Below are 16,490 nucleotides of genomic sequence, written 5' to 3' on the forward strand. Positions count from 1 at the left end.
CTATGCAAAACGCAGCAACGACAGTCAGGTTGCAGAAATTAGCGGAATTGCGTGCATCGACGACCATGAGAGCCGCAAAGGAATTTGCATCTCCAAGCCAGTTTGTGTTCTGAACCCGGTCGGCTACTTCTCTTCCGGCATATCCTCCGACACGCCGTAGGACGGCGCCGCGTTGGGATCGAGCGCGCGGGTGATATAGGCGTCCATCTGTGGCTGGAAGTCTTCCCACAGCCGCTTCAAGGGTCGGATCGGGCTGTCGTCGTGCCAAGGTTCACCATTGCCAACGAGCTGCAGCAGCACTCGAGATTTCCCTCGCAAAGCCCTCCCCCGGAAATGGAATTGGGTGAGCGCCTTTGACACTCACCCAATGATAGTTAGATCGGCTTTGTGTGGCGGCGATATTCAAGCGTCACCACCTGCAGGCAACAGCCTCAAAATCACGGTATCGGAAGCGGCGGGGGATAGACACCGTGCGGCTCGGGTATAACCAATGTAGCCGGGCCTGCCGGTTCCGAAGGAAATGGCTTAGGCATGGGCTGAGGCTGCGGCGGTATCGGAAGCGGCGCGGGATAGACACCGTGCGGCTCGGGTGCAACCAATGTAGCCGGGCCTGCCGGCTCCGGAGGAAATGGCTTAGGCATGGGCTGCGGCGGTATCGGAAGCGGCGCAGGATAGACACCTGGCGGCTCTGGCACCACGAAATCAGTCGGACCTGTGGCCGTCGGGGGTGGCGGCAAAGGCGTCGGCGGCGCGGGCAAAGGTCCTGGATGCGGCCACGGTGGCGGCAGCGGATGCCCCAATGATTCTGGCCCAGCGGGTTCCGGCATGCTCGGTGGAACCGGCTCCGGCTTCGGCTTCGGCTTCGGCTTCGGCTCGGGCTCTTCCGGCTCCGGTTTTTCCGGTTTATGCGGTGGTTCATTAGGATCGCAGGCCCAGGGATCCGACCCGCACGGATTTGGTTTGTCCGGAAACGGAGTGCCCGGAAACCCACCTCCGCCACCGCCACAGCCGATTCCGAACAATTCACACGTATTGGGGTCCGCTGGTCCCATACGCGTATCGGGTTTTCCGCTCGAAAGTTCCCCTGGACCGTCCGGGTGGGAATCAGGCCTGTCGCTGATGCCGCCTCCGGGGTTACGGGTATCCTTGTCGCCATTTTGTGAACCGGTTGCGCCACCATCGTTGCTCTGCTGAGCTTGCGCATTGATGGCGGCGCCCCTAGCACTAGCGTGGAAATCAAGATCCCAGCAATTAACCGATTGCTCTTTAGTTCTTTCATTGCTTCTTTTCCCCAGCAGTCACCCGACAAAGACTGCCGGGGACACCTAACTGAGACGCCGCAGCAACATTCAGGTTGCGGATATCTGCGGAGAAGCGTGCATCAACGGCCTTGGGCGCCACAACAAAAGCTGCAACCCCAAGCCGGTTTGTTTTCTGAACCCCGAGACCGGAGTTGGCGGTTGGCTACTTCTCTTCCGCCATATCGCCAGGCACGCCATAGGAAGGCGCCGCGTTGGGATCGAGCGCGCGGGTGATGTAGGCGTCCATCTGCGGCTGGAAATCCTCCCATAGCCGCTTCAGCGGCCGGATCGGGCTGTCGTCGCTCCAATCGATGCGGAGGTCGACCAGCGGCCAGCTCTGCTCATGGACGACCAGCAGCCCCGCCGAATGAACCGGCCCCATCTCACCGCCGGCGACGATGCCGGCTTCGAGCCCCAACAGCAGGCGATCCGCGAGATGTCGCCCCTTTGATTGCGCAAAGGCCCGCGCCATGGCGGCGGGCACATCGGGGTTCTGCAGCAGATTGCCGGCCGCGATGCAATCCTCGCCCGGCGCCACATTGTGGGTGCCGAGCGTCTTTGCCCCCGACCAATGTGCCGTGTGCCCCTTGGCATCGATCATCGTCACCTGGCGATGCTCCGGATGGGGTGCCGCTTTCATCAGCGCATTCATGGCCTCAGGGGCACTCATGCCCTTGGCCATCAGATCAAGGCCCTGATTGCCGAGGCGGGGATCCGTCACATTCTGAGTGGCGATCGCCCCCACCCCGGCGCGCGCCCAGGGACAGCGCGAGGCGACCGCGATCGACGAGGTCGTGATCGCGACACCGAACATACCGGTCTCGGCGCAGCGGCCGACAAGCGAAAAGGTCATGCGAGGCAGCGTCCCTATTTGGTCTTGCGGGCCGCCCTTTTCTTTGCAGTCTTTTTGGCGCGGTCCGCCTTGTCGGCGGTGTCCTTCCACTGCAACGAGGCGGGCGGCTCTTCCAGTTTCTTCATACGACTTTCCGGGATCACCGCATAGGCGTCGATTTCCATGACCCATTCCGGGCGGGCCAGCCCCTGGACCACCAGACCGGTCGAGACCGGATAGACCCCCTTCAACCATTTGCCGACGACCTTGTAGACCGCCTCGCGATAACGGGGGTCGGTGATGTAGACGACGATCTTGCAGATATCGGCCAGCTTCCCGCCCTGCTCTTCCAGCAGCTGCTTGACGTTACGCATCGCCTGCTCGCTTTGCTGGGTCGCATTGCCGACGCCGACCATCGACCCGTCCAGCGCCTGGCCGACCTGGCCGCGCAAGAAGATTGTATTGCCAGCCTGACCGACATCGAAAGATCGTTGTCGAGACTCTGCTCGGGATAGGTCTTCTTGGTGTTGAACTTGCGCAAACGTACGTGGCTATAGGTCATTGTCTTACTTCTTCTTCCACTGGTCCATGACGCGGTCCGACAGGCCGGCGCAATCCTTCACATATTCCAGCGCGCTCGACATGTCGAAGTTCATATAGATATGATTGAGGTGTGCAAAGGGCGGCGATTGGGCAAACAGCTCGAAGGTTACCATATGTCCGGCGCGGTCTGAATTGAGGAGGTCGCGGGCAAAGGCCAGCAAGCGGCGGCGGTCATCCGCCTGCCAGAACTCGTTGATCGTATAATACTTGTCCATCCAGGGCTTGATGTCCGGATTGTCGAAAGTAGCCTTGCTGGGCGTCACGCAGATCTGCCCACCGCACAATTCGCGGGCTAGCTGCATCATCGCCGGCAGTTGATTGATCGCCGCATGGCGCCCGGTATAGAGCAGCGACGGGTTCGGCATCAACAAGCCGCCCGGGCTTGGCTGCGCCATGGTGATCGCCGCGGTAAGATGGGCGTTGATCATCTCGCGGTACTGGATCAGCAGCGCCAGCTTCTCGCGCACCGCAGGCTGCGCATCGAGGCCGGTCTGCTTGGCGTTGAACGCCGCCGCCCCCAGCATCATGTCGGCAATATAGAGCAGCCGCAGCGTATAGGGATAGGCACTGTAGCGATGCAGCGTGCCGCGGATATAGGCGGCAGCGCGCGTGTGGCGATGGAACAGCACGTTCTCCCACGGCACGAACACGTCGTCGAAAATCAGCAGCGTGTCTACTTCATCTGCGCGGTTGGAGAGCGGATAGTCATCGGCCGATGCCCGGCCGGTGAAGCCGGAACGGCAGATATGCTTCAATCCAGGCGAGCCCATGTCGCAGATGAAGCCCAGCGCGTAATCGCTGAGCTTATCATCACCCCAATTGGCAATGGTGGGCTTCACGAAGGCCTGGTTGGCATAGGCGGCCGCCGTTTCGTATTTGGCGCCACGCACGATGATGCCGGCATCGGTCTCCTTGACCAGATGCAGCAGCATGTCCGGGTCCTGATCCTGCGGCCGCTTCGACCGGTCGCCCTTGGGGTCGGTATTGGCAGAGACGTGGAAGGTGTCCGACTGCAGCACATGCTGGATGTGATGCTCGATATTCTTCGAGAACTGCGGATCGACCTCGTTCAAGACATCGCGCCCGTCATAGAGCGACCACATCTCGCCCACCGTCTCGTCGCCGACGCGGACCGCATAGCCTTTGATGTCGCGCATCACCGTATCAATGGCGCGCCGCTTGGCATGCCAATCATCCTGGGTGTGCGGCAGCTTGTAGCCGATGCAGTTCTCCTCGCCGGTCTTCTCGTCGCGATAAGCCATGACCTCCTTGGTCTTGGCCTCATGCGCCATGTCATAAATCCGGGCCCGGATATCGACGATCGGCTTGAAGGCTGGATGCGAAGCCACATCCTTCACCTTCTCGCCGTCGATCCAGACGTTGCGACCGTCCTTCAGACTGTCGCGATACTGATCACCTGACCGCAGCATGCACATTCCCCCATTTCGGCGTCACGCCCGACTCCGCTCGCCTCCATCTTGCGCAGAGGGCTCAGCAATGAGAAAATATTTTTATCTGTCGAATTGGATCGGATTTATTGATGCCATTTACCCTGAAACAGCTGCGCTATTTTGTGGCCACCGCCGAAACCGGCAGTGTCACTCTGGCCGCCCAACGGGTGAACATCTCGCAACCCTCTGTTTCGGCAGCGATTGCCGAGCTCGAAAGCCGCTTCGGGGTCGATCTCTTCGTGCGCCACCATGCCCAGGGGCTGAGCCTCACCGCCGCCGGGCGCGAATTGCTGACCGACGCCAAGAGCCTGCTGGATCACGCCGACGATGTGCGCCTCGGCGCCATGGGCCTGGGACAGGACGTGGCGGGCGAGCTCCATATCGGCTGCTTCCAGACCGTGGCACCTTTGGTCCTGCCGCGCCTCATCGGCGCCCTCGCGGCCGACCATCCAGAAATCAGCGTGAAGCTCCACGAGCATCACGTACAGGGTGTCCTCGATGGCCTGCGCGCCGGCGAGTTTGAATTTGCCCTCACCTACGACCTTGGCCTCGATGACGATATCGAGTTCGATGCGCTCACTGAGGTCCCGCTGCATTGCATCCTGGCAAAGGACCATCCGCTGGCGCAGAAGAGCGCCGTCGCCATCGCCGACCTTATAGCCTACCCGATGGTGCTCCTCGCTTTGCCGCACAGCCGCGACTATTTCCTTTCGATCATCTACGGCCTCGGCCTGCAGCCGCGCGTCGCCTATGAGACGCCGAGCTTCGAGATGGTGCGCGGCCTCGTCGCCAATTCCGATTCCTTTTCGATCATGCATTCGCGACCTTTGAGCGACTGGTCGCTGGATGGCCGGCAGCTCGTCTTCCCGCCGATCAAGGAGAAGCTGCGCCCGACGCGATTAAGCTTAGCGCGGTTGAAGAAGCTCCGCCCAACCAAGCGGGCACTCGCCTTCTCAGAACTCTGCCGTATTCATTTCGCCAAGTAAGAAGCCTGATCTTGGTTAAGATCGCGGGCCATCCAGCGTAGGCGACCTCTCCGTCACGTCCCGCTAATGGTATGCCTGCTACCCTCCGCCCCAGCTTGTTGTGCGAATGGTCGAATTTTGCGCATGCGAAGGCGCATCCCCATCGTGTTGATCCGACAGCAAAAGTTAACACCATCTTTACTTTCCTTTATGCCGCGCATACTTTCGCCCATCCGATTGGCGGGAAATCGACCGATTGAGTCGGCAAGGGGCCGCATCCATCCGGATGCGGTTCTGGTCAGCGTGGAGCCAACGGCGGGGAGTGCCGCCGCGCAAGACCGCAAACTGAGGGGGTTTACATGTCTATTCCTAGTCATCACGACGAGGACTCAAAAGTCCTCCACAGCATGGGTTATTCCCAAGAGCTGTCCCGCCGCATGGGCGGCTTCCAGAACTTCGCCATCTCGTTCTCGATCATCTGCATCCTCGCCGGCGGTATCGGCGCTTACGGCGTCGCCTTCGGCGCCGGTGGCGGTGGCTCGATCGGTATCGGCTGGCTGGTCGGTTCGTTCTTCGCCCTTGTCGTCGCAGCGTCGATGGGCCAGATCGCATCCGCCTATCCGACCGCAGGCGGCCTCTACCATTGGGGTTCGATCCTCGGCGGCAAAGGCTGGGGCTGGGCCACGGCTTGGCTCAACCTGCTCGGCCTGCTGTTCGTCGTTTCCTCGGTGAACTACGGCGTCTATCTGTTGCTGCGCGACCTCGTCCTGGTCGGCATCTTCGGCATGGACCCGGCCACCTTCACCGGCACGCATCTGATTGTTGCGGTGGCCCTGATCACACTGCTCCAGGCGAGCCTCAATTATGTCGGCATCAAGGGCACCAGGGTCCTGACCGACTTCTCGGGCTATCTGATCCTCGGTGTTTCGATCGTCCTGATCGCGAGCTTCATCTTCGGCTCCTCGGTGCCGATGGATTTCTCGCGTATCGTGACCTTCACCAACAACACTGGTGAACCCGGTGCCAACATGTGGCCAGTCACGAACAGTTTGTTCTTCGCCTTCGTGCTCGGCCTGCTGCATGTCTGCTACACGATCACCGGTTTCGACGCGTCGGCCCATACCTCGGAAGAAACCCGGGATGCCCAGCGCGCCGTCCCGCGCGGTATGCTGACCTCGGTGTTCTGGTCGGCCGTGTTCGGTTGGCTGCTTGTTGTGTCCGTCCTGCTCGCTATGCCGGACACGACCGAAGGTGCCAAGCAGGGTTGGTCAGTGTTCTATTGGACGCTGGATTCGACCTCGATCCCGTCCTGGCTGAAGAGCTTCTTGGGCGTCGGCATCGTCGTTGCCAACTTCTTGTGTGCCTTGGCCGGCATGACCTCGCTCTCGCGCATGATCTATGCGTTCGCGCGTGATGGCGGCATTCCGGGTTGCTCCAAGATGCTGCGCAAGGTGAGTGCGAAACACCGCACGCCGGGTGCTGCGATCTGGGTCGGCGCCGGGCTGTGCTTCCTGCTCGGCCTGCTCGCCGGCAACAACGAAAAGGCCTACATCATCCTGGCCTCGGGCTGCGCGGTGTTCCTCTATGTCTCCTACATCATGCCGATCGGCGCGGGTCTCCTCGCCGAAGGTAAGAGTTGGACAAAGAAGGGCCCGTTCAATCTCGGCGTCTGGTCGAAGCCGATCGCTCTCATCGCCATCATCGGCGGTGCGATCCTCGCCTTCGTCGGTTTCCAGGAGCCCTACCAGTTGGTTGGCTACTTCCTGGCCGGTACGATCGTCGCCTTGATCGTGATCTGGTTTGCCTTTGAGAAGAGCCGGTTCCCCGGCCCGCCGCTCACCGAAGCGGACGTCAAGGCCCGCCAGGCCGATATCGCCCGCGAAGAAGCGGCGATCGCTGCCGGCGAATAAATCCACAACAGTTCCACAAACCATCTGGGGCGGCGGTGCAAACTGCCGCCCCTTTTCCTTTTTCGGCTTGACCTTTCCACAGGGCAATCACACACTCCGCGCGCACAATCCTCCGACCTCGGGAGAGACTGGCACGGCCGCATTTCTCTGTGCGGTCGGTTCGGCGCCGAAGGAGCAACCGCCCCCGGAAACTCTCAGGCAAAAGGACCAGGTCGGAAAAGTCATCTCTGGAAAGCGGGCGACGGACGTCGTCGCCTCACCGACGGAGTAAACCGGGCCGTAGACTGGCCTCGGCGAATCTCTCAGGTCTCAAGGACAGAGGGGGGCTGACCGGCTTTCATTGCGCCGGCCGCACCAACCCGACGTCGGGGAGCCACATCACTTCTTCCAAGACATCGTTGCCGCAAGCTTCAGCGCGGCCTAAATTCCAATTCATGGATCCAACAGGGGGAACCACAAATGCCGTTGAAACCGGAACAAGTCAAAACCATCGCTCAGGCCAAGAAGATCGTCGAGGAGCGCGGCCTCACGCATATCAAGGTCGGCGTGTTCGATGGCGACGCCATCCTGCGCGGCAAATATATGTCGAAGGCGAAGTTCTTCTCGGCCCTCGAAAGCGGCTTCGGTTTCTGCGACGTGATCCTGGGCTGGGACAACCAGGACCAGTTGATCGACGGCCTCAACTATACCGGCTGGCATACGGCTTATCCCGACGCCTGGGCGCGCATCATCCCGGAAACCTGCCGCGACCTGCCGATGGAAGATAACGGCCTCCTGTTCCTCTCGGAATTCGTCAACAAAGCGGAAGAGATCTGCGCGCGCGGGACCCTGCGCCGCGTCCTCGCCAAGGCCGCCAAGATGGGCTTCGATGTCTATTCGGCCCTCGAATTCGAATTCTTCATGTTCGACGAAACGCCGGAAAGCATCCGCGAGAAGAACTACAAGAACCTGACACCGATGACTCCCGGCTGGTTCGGCTATTCGGTCATCCGCAACTCCGTCTGGTCGGAGCTCTACCAGGACATTCTCGACATGTGCGAGAAGATGCGCATGCCGATCGAGGGCCTGCACACGGAGACCGGCCCGGGTGTGCTCGAAGCAGCGCTCGGCGTGACCTCGGCCCTCGAAGCCGCCGATCGCGGCGCCCTCTTCAAGACCTTCATGAAAGTGCTGGCCCAGCGCCGCGGCCTGATGGCGACCTTCATGGCGAAATGGTCGAACTCCTATCCGGGCCAGTCGGGCCACATTCACATCTCGCTCAAAGGCAAGGACGGCAAGGCTGTCTTCCACGACCCGAAGAAGCCGCACAACATCTCCGACAAGATGCGCTGGTTCATCGGTGGCCAGCAGACCCTGATGCCCGAGGTGCTCGGCATGGTCTCGCCCACCGTGAATTCCTATTCACGCCTCATCCCCGGCTTCTGGGCGCCCACCAACGCCACCTGGGGTGTCGAGAACCGCACCTGCGCGCTCCGCGTCATTCCGGGTTCCGAGAAATCGCAGCGCGTGGAATACCGCATCGCCGCCGCCGATTGTAACCCCTACCTTGCGCTGGCAGCCGCGATCGGTTCCGGCCTCTACGGTATCGAAAACAAAATAGAACCGATGGCCCCCATCGTCGGCAATTCCTATGAAATGAAGCACCCGGCCAAGCTCGATCTGCCGACGACGTTGTGGGACGCTGCCCAGCGTTTGCGCAAGTCGAAGGCTGCTCGCGAATTGTTCGGCGATGCTTTCGTTGAGCATCATGCCGGCACCCGTGAGCATGAGGAACGCGAGTTCCGCAAGGCGATCACCGACTGGGAATTGTCGCGCTACTTCGAAATCATCTGATCCCGCTAAGAGCGCCCGCCTTCCCTCACCGGAGCGCGGGCGCTTTTCTTTTGGTTTTAGCAAACTCCTGAGGTTACACATGGCCGCCACCCAGAAGACCATCACGCCGATCGACAATTCCGTTTATGTCGAGCGCTCCTACAACACGCCGGCCGAAATCGCCGCGGTTCTGAAGAACGCCGCCAAGGCGCAAATCGAGTGGCGCAATACCTCGATCGCCGAGCGCGCGAAGATCCTGAACAAGGCGGTCGACGAATTCCTCAAGGGCAAGGACCGCCACGCCGAGGAAATCACCCGCCAGATGGGCCGGCCGATCTCGCAGAGCCCGTTCGAGATGCGCGGCTTCGAGGAACGCGCCCGCTTCATGATCAACTTGGCCCCGGAAGCACTGGCCGATGTCAGCTTCACCGACAAACCCGGCTTCACCCGTGTCCTCCACCGCGAACCGCTCGGCGTCGTCTTCATCGTGGCACCGTGGAACTATCCCTATCTCACCTCGGTAAACGGCGTCGTGCCGGCGCTGATGGCCGGCAATGCCGTGGTCCTGAAGCACTCCGCCCAGACCCCACTTTGCGCCGAGGATTTCCAGCAGGCATTCGATGCCGCCGGTCTGCCGAAGGGCCTGTTCCAGCATCTCGTTCTCACCCATGACGACACGGCAAAAGTTATCGCCGCCCCGGAAGTGGCGTACGTGAACTTTACTGGCTCGGTTGCCGGCGGCCATGCCGTGCAGCAGGCGGCACTCGGCAAGTTCATGGGGATGGGCCTTGAACTTGGCGGCAAGGACCCGGCTTACGTCCGCGCCGATGCCAACCTTGCCCATGCGGTCGAAAACCTGGTCGATGGTGCCATGTTCAATTCCGGCCAATGCTGCTGCGCCATCGAACGCATCTATGTGCATGAGAGCCTTTACGACAAGTTTGTCGACGGCTTTGTTGATTTGACCAAGAAGTACAAGCTCGGCAACCCACTCGACACCGCGACCAATCTTGGGCCGATGGTACGGACCTCGGCCGCTGAGTTCGTGCGCGGCCAAGTGGCCGATGCGGTTCGCCAAGGCGCCAAGGCCCTCATCGACACCAAGCTGTTTCCGGCCGACAAGGCAGGGACGCCCTATGTGGCACCGCAGGTGCTGGTCAATGTCGATCATTCCATGTCGGTGATGTCGGAAGAAAGCTTCGGCCCGGTCATCGGCATCATGAAGGTGAAGAACGACGACGAAGCCGTGAAGCTGATGAACGACAGCAAATACGGCCTCACCGCGGCCTTGTGGACCTCCGACGAAATCGCCGCACGCAAGATCGGCAATGAGCTTGAAACCGGCACGGTCTTCATGAATCGCTGCGACTATCTCGACCCGGCCCTGGCCTGGGTCGGCGTCAAGGATTCCGGCCGCGGCGCAACATTGTCCCGTGTCGGCTACGAAATGCTGACCCGGCCGAAATCCTTCCACTTCCGCACCCAGATCTGAGCTAGAAGCCCCTCACTCCAACCCCTCTCCCCATTTCATGGGGCGGGGGGCTTGAAAGCGAGCACGATCGAGCCCCCCCTCGCCCCGCTTGCGGGGAGAGGGCCGGGGTGAGGAGTTCTTCTCATGTCGCAAGACTCTGGCGCGTGATTTCTTTTCCTAGGCGTGGCACACTCCCTCCCAAGCAGGGGATGGCGGGTTTTGGCGGATACCAACCATACGCAAGTTGTGATCATTGGCGGCGGGGTGGTCGGTTGCGCCATCTTCCGGCGGCTTGCCATGGGTGGCTTGAAGCCGGTGCTGCTGGAAGCTGGCCGGGACATCCTCTCCGGCGCCTCCAAGGCCAATAGCGCCCTCCTCCATACCGGTTTCGATGCCCCGCATGGCTCCCTCGAATTGTCCTGCATGCAGCAGGGCTACCGGGAATATCTCGGCATCCGCGAGCAGCTCAACCTGCCGCTGGTGAAATCCGGCGCCGTGGTGGTGGCCTGGAACGAGGAAGAAATGGCCAAGCTCGACGGCATCGTCGCCAAGGCCCATGCCAACAACGTCACCGACGTCACGCGCATCGACCGCGATGCGCTCCGCCGCCAGGAACCCCTGCTCTCGCCCAAGGCGACGGGCGGCGTACATGTGCCGGGCGAGCATATCATCGACCCATGGTCGGCGCCCTTGGCCTATGTCCACCAGGGCATCGCCCATGGCGGCATCGTGCTGCGCGATTGCCGCGTCGAGACCGGTCATTTCGACGGAATCTGGCATCTCGAAACCAATCAAGGCGAAGTGACTGCGGATCTCGTCATCAACGCCGCCGGCAATCAGGGCGATATCATCGAGGCGATCAATCGCCCGGCGCCCTTCAAGATCACACCTCGCAAGGGTCAATTCCTGGTCTTCGACAAGCCGGCGTCACGACTCATCAAGGCGATCGTGCTGCCTGTGCCGACCGAGCGCACCAAGGGCATCGTCATCTGCCGTACCGCTTTCGGCAATGTCCTGGTTGGCCCCACGGCCGAAGACCAGGAAGACCGAATCCATGCCGAGGTCGACCAGGCTGCGCTCCAGCAGTTGATGGCACGTGGTGTCGAGATGTTGCCGGGCCTCGCCAATATCGACGTGACCGCGGTCTATGCCGGCCTCCGCCCCGCCACCCAGTTCAAGGACTACCAGATCACCGCGCAGCCCGACCGTCGCTGGATCACGGTGGCTGGCATTCGCTCGACCGGGCTTACCGCGGCACTCGGCATTGCCCAGCATGTGGCAGGCCTTTATGGCGCGAGCTTCGGCCGCCTCGCCGAGGCCGAGTCCATCTGGACGCCGGTCCCCAATCTCTGCGAGGAGCAACCAAGGCCCTATCAGGCGCCGTTGAGTGGCGAGATCGTCTGCCATTGCGAATGGGTCACCCGGACCGAGCTTGAGGGGCGCCCTCGACGGCACCTTGCCCGCTGGCGATATCGGCGGTCTCAAGCGCCGCACCCGCGCGATGATGGGTCGTTGCCAGGGCTTCTATTGCAGCGCCCGGGTGATGGCCATCGCCGAAGGCAGGATCGTGCCATGAAGACCCATGACGTGATCATCCTGGGCGCGGGTCCCGCCGGACTCTCCGCCGCGGCGGAACTGAAACGCCTTGGCGTACGGGACATCGTCATCATCGACCGTGAGTCCCAAGCTGGCGGCATTCCGCGCCATTGCGGCCATACCGGCTATGGCCTCCTGCAATTCGGCAAGCTGATGACCGGCCCCGATTTCGCAAAACGCCTGGTCGACCGGGTGAGCGATATCGATCTGCGCCTCGGTCACACCGTGTTGAAGCTGGAACCCAATGGGCGATTGCAACTGACCGGCCCAAACGGCCTGGAGACATTGCAGGCGCAGAAGGTCCTGCTCGCCATGGGGCGCGCGAAACGCCGCGCAGCGCGCGCCTCATTTCCGGAACGCGTCCCTGGGGTGTCACGACCACCGGCGCCCTGCAGCAGTTTGCCTATCTCCAGGGCAAGGCTCCCTTTCAGCGACCTGTGATCATCGGCTCGGAACTGGTTGCCTTCTCCAGCCTGCTCACCCTCGGCCATGTCGGCGTCAAGGCGGTGGCGATGATCGAGGAACGGTCGCGAATCTCCGCCTGGCAACCGGGCGATTGGGTGGCGCGCATCGGCTTTGGCGTCCCCGTCATGACCGATTGCAGCGACCTGCGGATTCTGGGTCAGGACAAGGTTGAGGGCCTCAGCTTCCACCGGCGCGGCGTCACGCGCACCCTCGAATGCGACGGCATCGTCTTCACCGGCCAGTTCCGCCCCGAGAGCGCCCTGCTCACGCAGAGCCATCTCGAACTCGATCCCGGCACACGCGGTCCGGTCATCGATCAGCTCTATCGCTGCACCGACGCCAGCTATTTCGCCAGTGGCAACCTGCTGCGCGGCATCGAGACAGCCGGCCAATGCTACCGCGAAGGCAAGTCGGCGGCCCATGCGATCCATGCCGCTTTGCAGGACAAGCTGGCCGCCGCCGCCGCCCCCATCCGCATCGAGGCCGGCGGCGCCTTGAGCTATGTCTATCCCCAGCGCCTCACCGGGCGCGGCCCCTATGATCCCTTGCTGTTCAAGGCCCGTGCGCGCGTCGCCACCAAGGGTACATTGCGGGTTCTGGCCGATGGCCGCGAGATCTGGTCCCGTCCGATCAATGTGCTGCCGGAGCGGCGCATTGCCTGGCGCGTCCCCGCCGTCGACCTCAACGGAATCCACCATCTCACCGTCGATCTGCAACCGCGCAAGTGATCCATGTCTGATTTCGTTTTGTCCATCGACCAGGGTACGACCGGCACCAAGCTCCACCGCCTTTACACGGATGGCCGCTTCCAAACGCTGGATGGTTTTGAGCATCGCCAAATTCTGCCGGAACCGGGCTGGGTCGAACATGACCCGGAAGAACTCATCGGCCATCTCGATGCCTGCATCGGATCTGCCGGCCAGGCGCGCGCCATCGGCATCGCCAATCAGGGCGAGACGGTGATCGACTGGGATGGGCGCTCCAAACGGCCGATCTACAACGCGATTGTCTGGCAGGATGCGCGCACCAATGACGTCATCGACCGGTTGAAACTGGCTGGGCACGAAGAGACTACGCTCACCCGGGCCGGCCTGCCGCTCGACCCGTACTTCTCGGCCAGCAAACTGCGCTGGTTCCTGGATCATGTCGAAGAAGCCCGGTTGCTGCACAAACAGGGCCGCCTCCGTTTCGGCACCAGCGACAGCTTCTTTCTGGACCGCCTCGCCGGAACCTTCGCCACCGACGTGACCACGGCCTCGCGCACCAGCCTGATGAACCTGGAAACGCTGCAATGGGACCCGGTGCTGTGCGACCTCTTCGGCGTGCCCATCGATTGCCTGCCCGAGATCCGCGCCACCGCCGACAATTTCGGCAGCATCGGCAAGACACCGGTTACCGCCAATGTCGTTGATCAGCAGGCGGCCCTGTTCGGTCATGGCTGTCGTGACGCCGGCGATGCCAAGATCACCTTCGGCACCGGCGCTTTCGCTCTCTGCCTCGTCGGTGCGCAGCCGTTGCGCGATGTGGCGAGCGGCCTGCTGCCGACCATTGCCTGGCGGCTGGGCACCGCGGCCCCGACCTATGCGCTGGAGGGCGGCGTCTACAATGCTGCCTCCGCCGTCAATTGGGCCCGCAGCCTCGGTCTCTTCGCCGACTATGCCGAGATCGATGCCTTCAGCGCGCCCAGCGCCCTCTCGCGCAATCTCGTCTTTGTGCCGGCCTTGAGTGGCCTGGGCTGCCCCTATTGGGACCGCTCGGCCGCCGGCATGTGGCTTGGCCTCGGTCTTGATACAAACAAGGCCGACATGATGCAGGCGCTGCTCGAAGGCATCGCCCTTCGCACCGACGAGGTGCTGCGGGCAATGGCACGTCTCGCTCCCGTCGCCGACCGCATCTCGATCGATGGCGGCCTCGCCAGGAACAGCTATTTCGCCGGATTTGTGGCCGATGTGCTCGATCCCGACGTCGTGATTCCGGCCAGCACCGAACTCACCGGCCTCGGCACCGCGCAATTGGCGCTCATCGGCGCTGGCCTCGCGACGCTGGACACATTGCCGCCGTCGCCCGCTCCCAGGGCGCGCCTTGCGCCACGGAACAAAATCGCCGACGCGCACCGCATGAAATTCCACAACGCCGTTGGTCGTAGTCGGAACTGGCGCTGACCTCGCACTAACCTCTCCCCTATCAGAGAGGGAAGAATCCACTAACCGCGATTTCGCCACATTCCGGACCCGCTTTCGCCCTTGTCATCACCGATCCTCGGCATCACGGGGATATCGACAACAGGGGCTACACCATGCGCAAGCAACTTCTGCTAAGCCACATTCTGATTTCGGCGATACTCATCCTGGCTGCCTGCGGCAGCGAGCATACGCAATCTGCAGAAGGCACCGCCATTGCGCCGGCCGCTGCAACCAGCAGCACGGCCCAACCAGCGCCAGCGCAAGAATCGGAGCTGGCGGCCGACTTGGCCACAGGAACCGAGGCAGTACCGACGCAAAAGCAAAGCGAGCCCACTATCCATATATTTCAGGGCAGCCCATCGTCCGACGCGAGTGGATTCGCAACTGCGCAATCAATTCATCCACCGCAGACCACCGAGACCTACACCCACACCGACGACAATCCAGTGAAGCGCGTCGCAGAAGCGCCGGTCTCTACCTTCGCCATCGATGTCGATACCGGCTCCTACGCCAATCTGCGCCGCTTCCTGATGAACGGGCGGAAGCCGCCCTCTGACGCCGTGCGGGTCGAGGAGATGCTCAATTACTTCAGCTATGACTACAAAGGACCGCGCGACGAGAGCATCCCGTTCCGCGCCGATGCCGATGTGATGACCACGCCCTGGAACCCGGATACCAAGCTGCTGCGCATCGCCATCAAGGGCTATGAGCCACCGCGCGATCATCGGCTCCCTGCCAACCTCGTGTTCCTCATCGACGTCTCCGGCTCGATGCAGGATGCCGACAAGCTGCCGCTCCTGAAGACCGGCATGAAGATGCTGGTCGATCAGCTCGGCCCCAACGACAGGGTGAGCATTGTCACCTATGCCGGAGCCGCGGGTCTGGCGCTGGCGCCCACCGCCGGCAGCGACAAGGAGACTATCCGGGCCGCCATCGACGGGCTTGAGGCGGGCGGCAGCACCGCTGGGGGAGAGGGCATCCAGCTCGCCTATGCCAAGGCGCGGGAAGCCCGGATTTCAGACGGCATCAACCGCATCGTGCTCGCGACCGACGGCGACTTTAATGTCGGCATCACGGATCTCGACGCGCTGAAGAGCTTGGTCGAGGAGAACCGAAAATCCGGTATCGCGCTCAGCACGATCGGCTTCGGCGAAGGCAATTACAACGATGCCCTCATGGAACAGATCGCCGATATCGGCAACGGTAATTACGGCTATGTCGATTCATTGAAGGAAGCCAAGCGCCTGTTGGTCGACGGCCTGCAGGGGACTCTGCAAACCATCGCCAAGGACGTGAAGGTCCAAATCGAGTTCAACCCGGCTCTCATCGCCGAATACCGCCTCATCGGCTATGAGAACCGCGCCCTCAACCGCGAGGATTTCAACAACGACAAAAAGGATGCCGGCGAGATCGGCGCCGGCCATAGCGTGACAGCGCTCTACGAGATCGCCCTCGTGGGTTCGAAGGGAATGAGCGTCGATCCGCTGCGCTATCAGGGTGAAGGCGTCGTCCCGACCAAGGGGACCGGCACCAAGGTCGACGAATTCGCCTTGTTGCGCCTCCGATACAAGGCACCGGAGGGCGATGTCTCCAAGCTCATCGAAACGCCCCTGTCCAGCTCCTGGCTCACCCGCGCCGATGATCCCGCAACTGACGACAAATTCGCCGCCGCCGTTGCCGCCTTCGGCCAATATCTGAAAGGCGGCGCGCGGCTGGGCACCTTCGACCTCTCCCAGATCGCCACCCTCGCCCGCGACGGCCGCGGCGAAGATGCCAGCGGCGCCCGCGCCGAATTCATCGAACTCGTCGAACTCACCAAAGCAATGGGCGGCTGACATGCGGGGCAAAAAATCCCTGGACACCATCGCCGCCGTCAGATCAAATGGGGAACAAATGCACGT

General features: G+C 62.0%; 11 protein-coding genes, 2 pseudogenes and 1 riboswitch. Of the genes and pseudogenes, 9 read left to right on the forward strand and 4 right to left on the reverse strand.

What is annotated here, in order from left to right:
• Nucleotides 1-123: 123 nt before the first annotated feature.
• From IPK59_06405 to IPK59_06420, 4 genes and pseudogenes are all read right to left on the reverse strand, one after another.
• Nucleotides 124-300, reverse strand: a complete 177-nt coding sequence (locus IPK59_06405) for a hypothetical protein (GenBank protein MBK8158406.1) — start codon at nucleotides 298-300, stop codon at nucleotides 124-126.
• 1,164 nt (nucleotides 301-1,464) lie between these two features.
• Nucleotides 1,465-2,154 carry a DUF1028 domain-containing protein gene (locus IPK59_06410; protein MBK8158407.1) on the reverse strand — a complete coding sequence of 230 codons (690 nt, stop codon included), beginning with the start codon at nucleotides 2,152-2,154 and terminating at the stop codon, nucleotides 1,465-1,467.
• Nucleotides 2,155-2,168: 14 nt separating this feature from the next.
• A pseudogene (locus IPK59_06415) lies at nucleotides 2,169-2,695 on the reverse strand (RidA family protein).
• A 4-nt stretch (nucleotides 2,696-2,699) separates the two neighbouring features.
• Nucleotides 2,700-4,166, reverse strand: a complete 1,467-nt coding sequence (locus tag IPK59_06420; GenBank protein ID MBK8158408.1) for a 4-hydroxyphenylacetate 3-hydroxylase family protein — start codon at nucleotides 4,164-4,166, stop codon at nucleotides 2,700-2,702.
• Between the two features lie 110 nt (nucleotides 4,167-4,276).
• On the opposite strand from IPK59_06420, the gene IPK59_06425 reads away from it, so the two are divergent.
• The 9 genes and pseudogenes from IPK59_06425 to IPK59_06465 all read left to right on the forward strand — a co-directional run bounded on the left by IPK59_06425 (nucleotide 4,277) and on the right by IPK59_06465 (nucleotide 16,424).
• Nucleotides 4,277-5,173 (forward strand): LysR family transcriptional regulator, encoded by an 897-nt coding sequence (locus IPK59_06425; GenBank protein ID MBK8158409.1) that lies wholly within the window; start codon nucleotides 4,277-4,279, stop codon nucleotides 5,171-5,173.
• A 338-nt stretch (nucleotides 5,174-5,511) separates the two neighbouring features.
• A complete protein-coding gene (locus IPK59_06430) occupies nucleotides 5,512-7,062 on the forward strand; it encodes an amino acid permease (GenBank protein MBK8158410.1) in 1,551 nt (516 codons plus the stop codon).
• 108 nt (nucleotides 7,063-7,170) lie between these two features.
• A riboswitch (glycine riboswitch) is annotated at nucleotides 7,171-7,282 on the forward strand.
• A gap of 239 nt (nucleotides 7,283-7,521) precedes the next feature.
• A complete protein-coding gene (locus tag IPK59_06435) occupies nucleotides 7,522-8,895 on the forward strand; it encodes a glutamine synthetase (protein ID MBK8158411.1) in 1,374 nt (457 codons plus the stop codon).
• Between the two features lie 79 nt (nucleotides 8,896-8,974).
• Entirely contained in the window at nucleotides 8,975-10,366 is a 1,392-nt protein-coding gene (locus IPK59_06440; protein MBK8158412.1) for an aldehyde dehydrogenase family protein, read from the forward strand.
• A gap of 231 nt (nucleotides 10,367-10,597) precedes the next feature.
• A pseudogene (locus IPK59_06445) lies at nucleotides 10,598-11,921 on the forward strand (NAD(P)/FAD-dependent oxidoreductase).
• The gene (locus IPK59_06450) at nucleotides 11,918-12,382 is read left to right on the forward strand and encodes an NAD(P)/FAD-dependent oxidoreductase (GenBank protein MBK8158413.1); all 465 of its coding nucleotides are present in this window, start codon (nucleotides 11,918-11,920) and stop codon (nucleotides 12,380-12,382) included. Before IPK59_06445 ends, IPK59_06450 begins: the two are co-directional and overlap by 4 nt.
• Nucleotides 12,379-13,134 carry a hypothetical protein gene (locus tag IPK59_06455; GenBank protein MBK8158414.1) on the forward strand — a complete coding sequence of 252 codons (756 nt, stop codon included), beginning with the start codon at nucleotides 12,379-12,381 and terminating at the stop codon, nucleotides 13,132-13,134. Before IPK59_06450 ends, IPK59_06455 begins: the two co-directional genes overlap by 4 nt.
• Nucleotides 13,135-13,137: 3 nt before the next feature.
• The gene (locus IPK59_06460) at nucleotides 13,138-14,568 is read left to right on the forward strand and encodes a glycerol kinase (GenBank protein ID MBK8158415.1); all 1,431 of its coding nucleotides are present in this window, start codon (nucleotides 13,138-13,140) and stop codon (nucleotides 14,566-14,568) included.
• Nucleotides 14,569-14,702: 134 nt separating this feature from the next.
• The gene (locus IPK59_06465) at nucleotides 14,703-16,424 is read left to right on the forward strand and encodes a VWA domain-containing protein (protein MBK8158416.1); all 1,722 of its coding nucleotides are present in this window, start codon (nucleotides 14,703-14,705) and stop codon (nucleotides 16,422-16,424) included.
• Nucleotides 16,425-16,490 lie beyond the last annotated feature (66 nt).

The organism is Rhodospirillaceae bacterium, assembly GCA_016712715.1.
Classification (GTDB): Bacteria; Pseudomonadota; Alphaproteobacteria; order Dongiales; family Dongiaceae; genus Dongia.

What these genes read in the sequence shown, in the direction of transcription:
- IPK59_06425 (MBK8158409.1), top strand. Translation starts at nt 4,277, where the DNA reads ATGCCATTTACCCTGAAACAGCTGCGCTATTTTGTGGCCACCGCCGAA.
- IPK59_06430 (MBK8158410.1), top strand. Translation starts at nt 5,512, where the DNA reads ATGTCTATTCCTAGTCATCACGACGAGGACTCAAAAGTCCTCCACAGC.
- IPK59_06465 (MBK8158416.1), top strand. Translation starts at nt 14,703, where the DNA reads ATGCGCAAGCAACTTCTGCTAAGCCACATTCTGATTTCGGCGATACTC.
- IPK59_06435 (MBK8158411.1), top strand. Translation starts at nt 7,522, where the DNA reads ATGCCGTTGAAACCGGAACAAGTCAAAACCATCGCTCAGGCCAAGAAG.
- IPK59_06450 (MBK8158413.1), top strand. Translation starts at nt 11,918, where the DNA reads ATGAAGACCCATGACGTGATCATCCTGGGCGCGGGTCCCGCCGGACTC.
- IPK59_06410 (MBK8158407.1), bottom strand. Translation starts at nt 2,154, where the DNA reads ATGACCTTTTCGCTTGTCGGCCGCTGCGCCGAGACCGGTATGTTCGGT.
- IPK59_06460 (MBK8158415.1), top strand. Translation starts at nt 13,138, where the DNA reads ATGTCTGATTTCGTTTTGTCCATCGACCAGGGTACGACCGGCACCAAG.
- IPK59_06420 (MBK8158408.1), bottom strand. Translation starts at nt 4,166, where the DNA reads ATGCTGCGGTCAGGTGATCAGTATCGCGACAGTCTGAAGGACGGTCGC.
- IPK59_06440 (MBK8158412.1), top strand. Translation starts at nt 8,975, where the DNA reads ATGGCCGCCACCCAGAAGACCATCACGCCGATCGACAATTCCGTTTAT.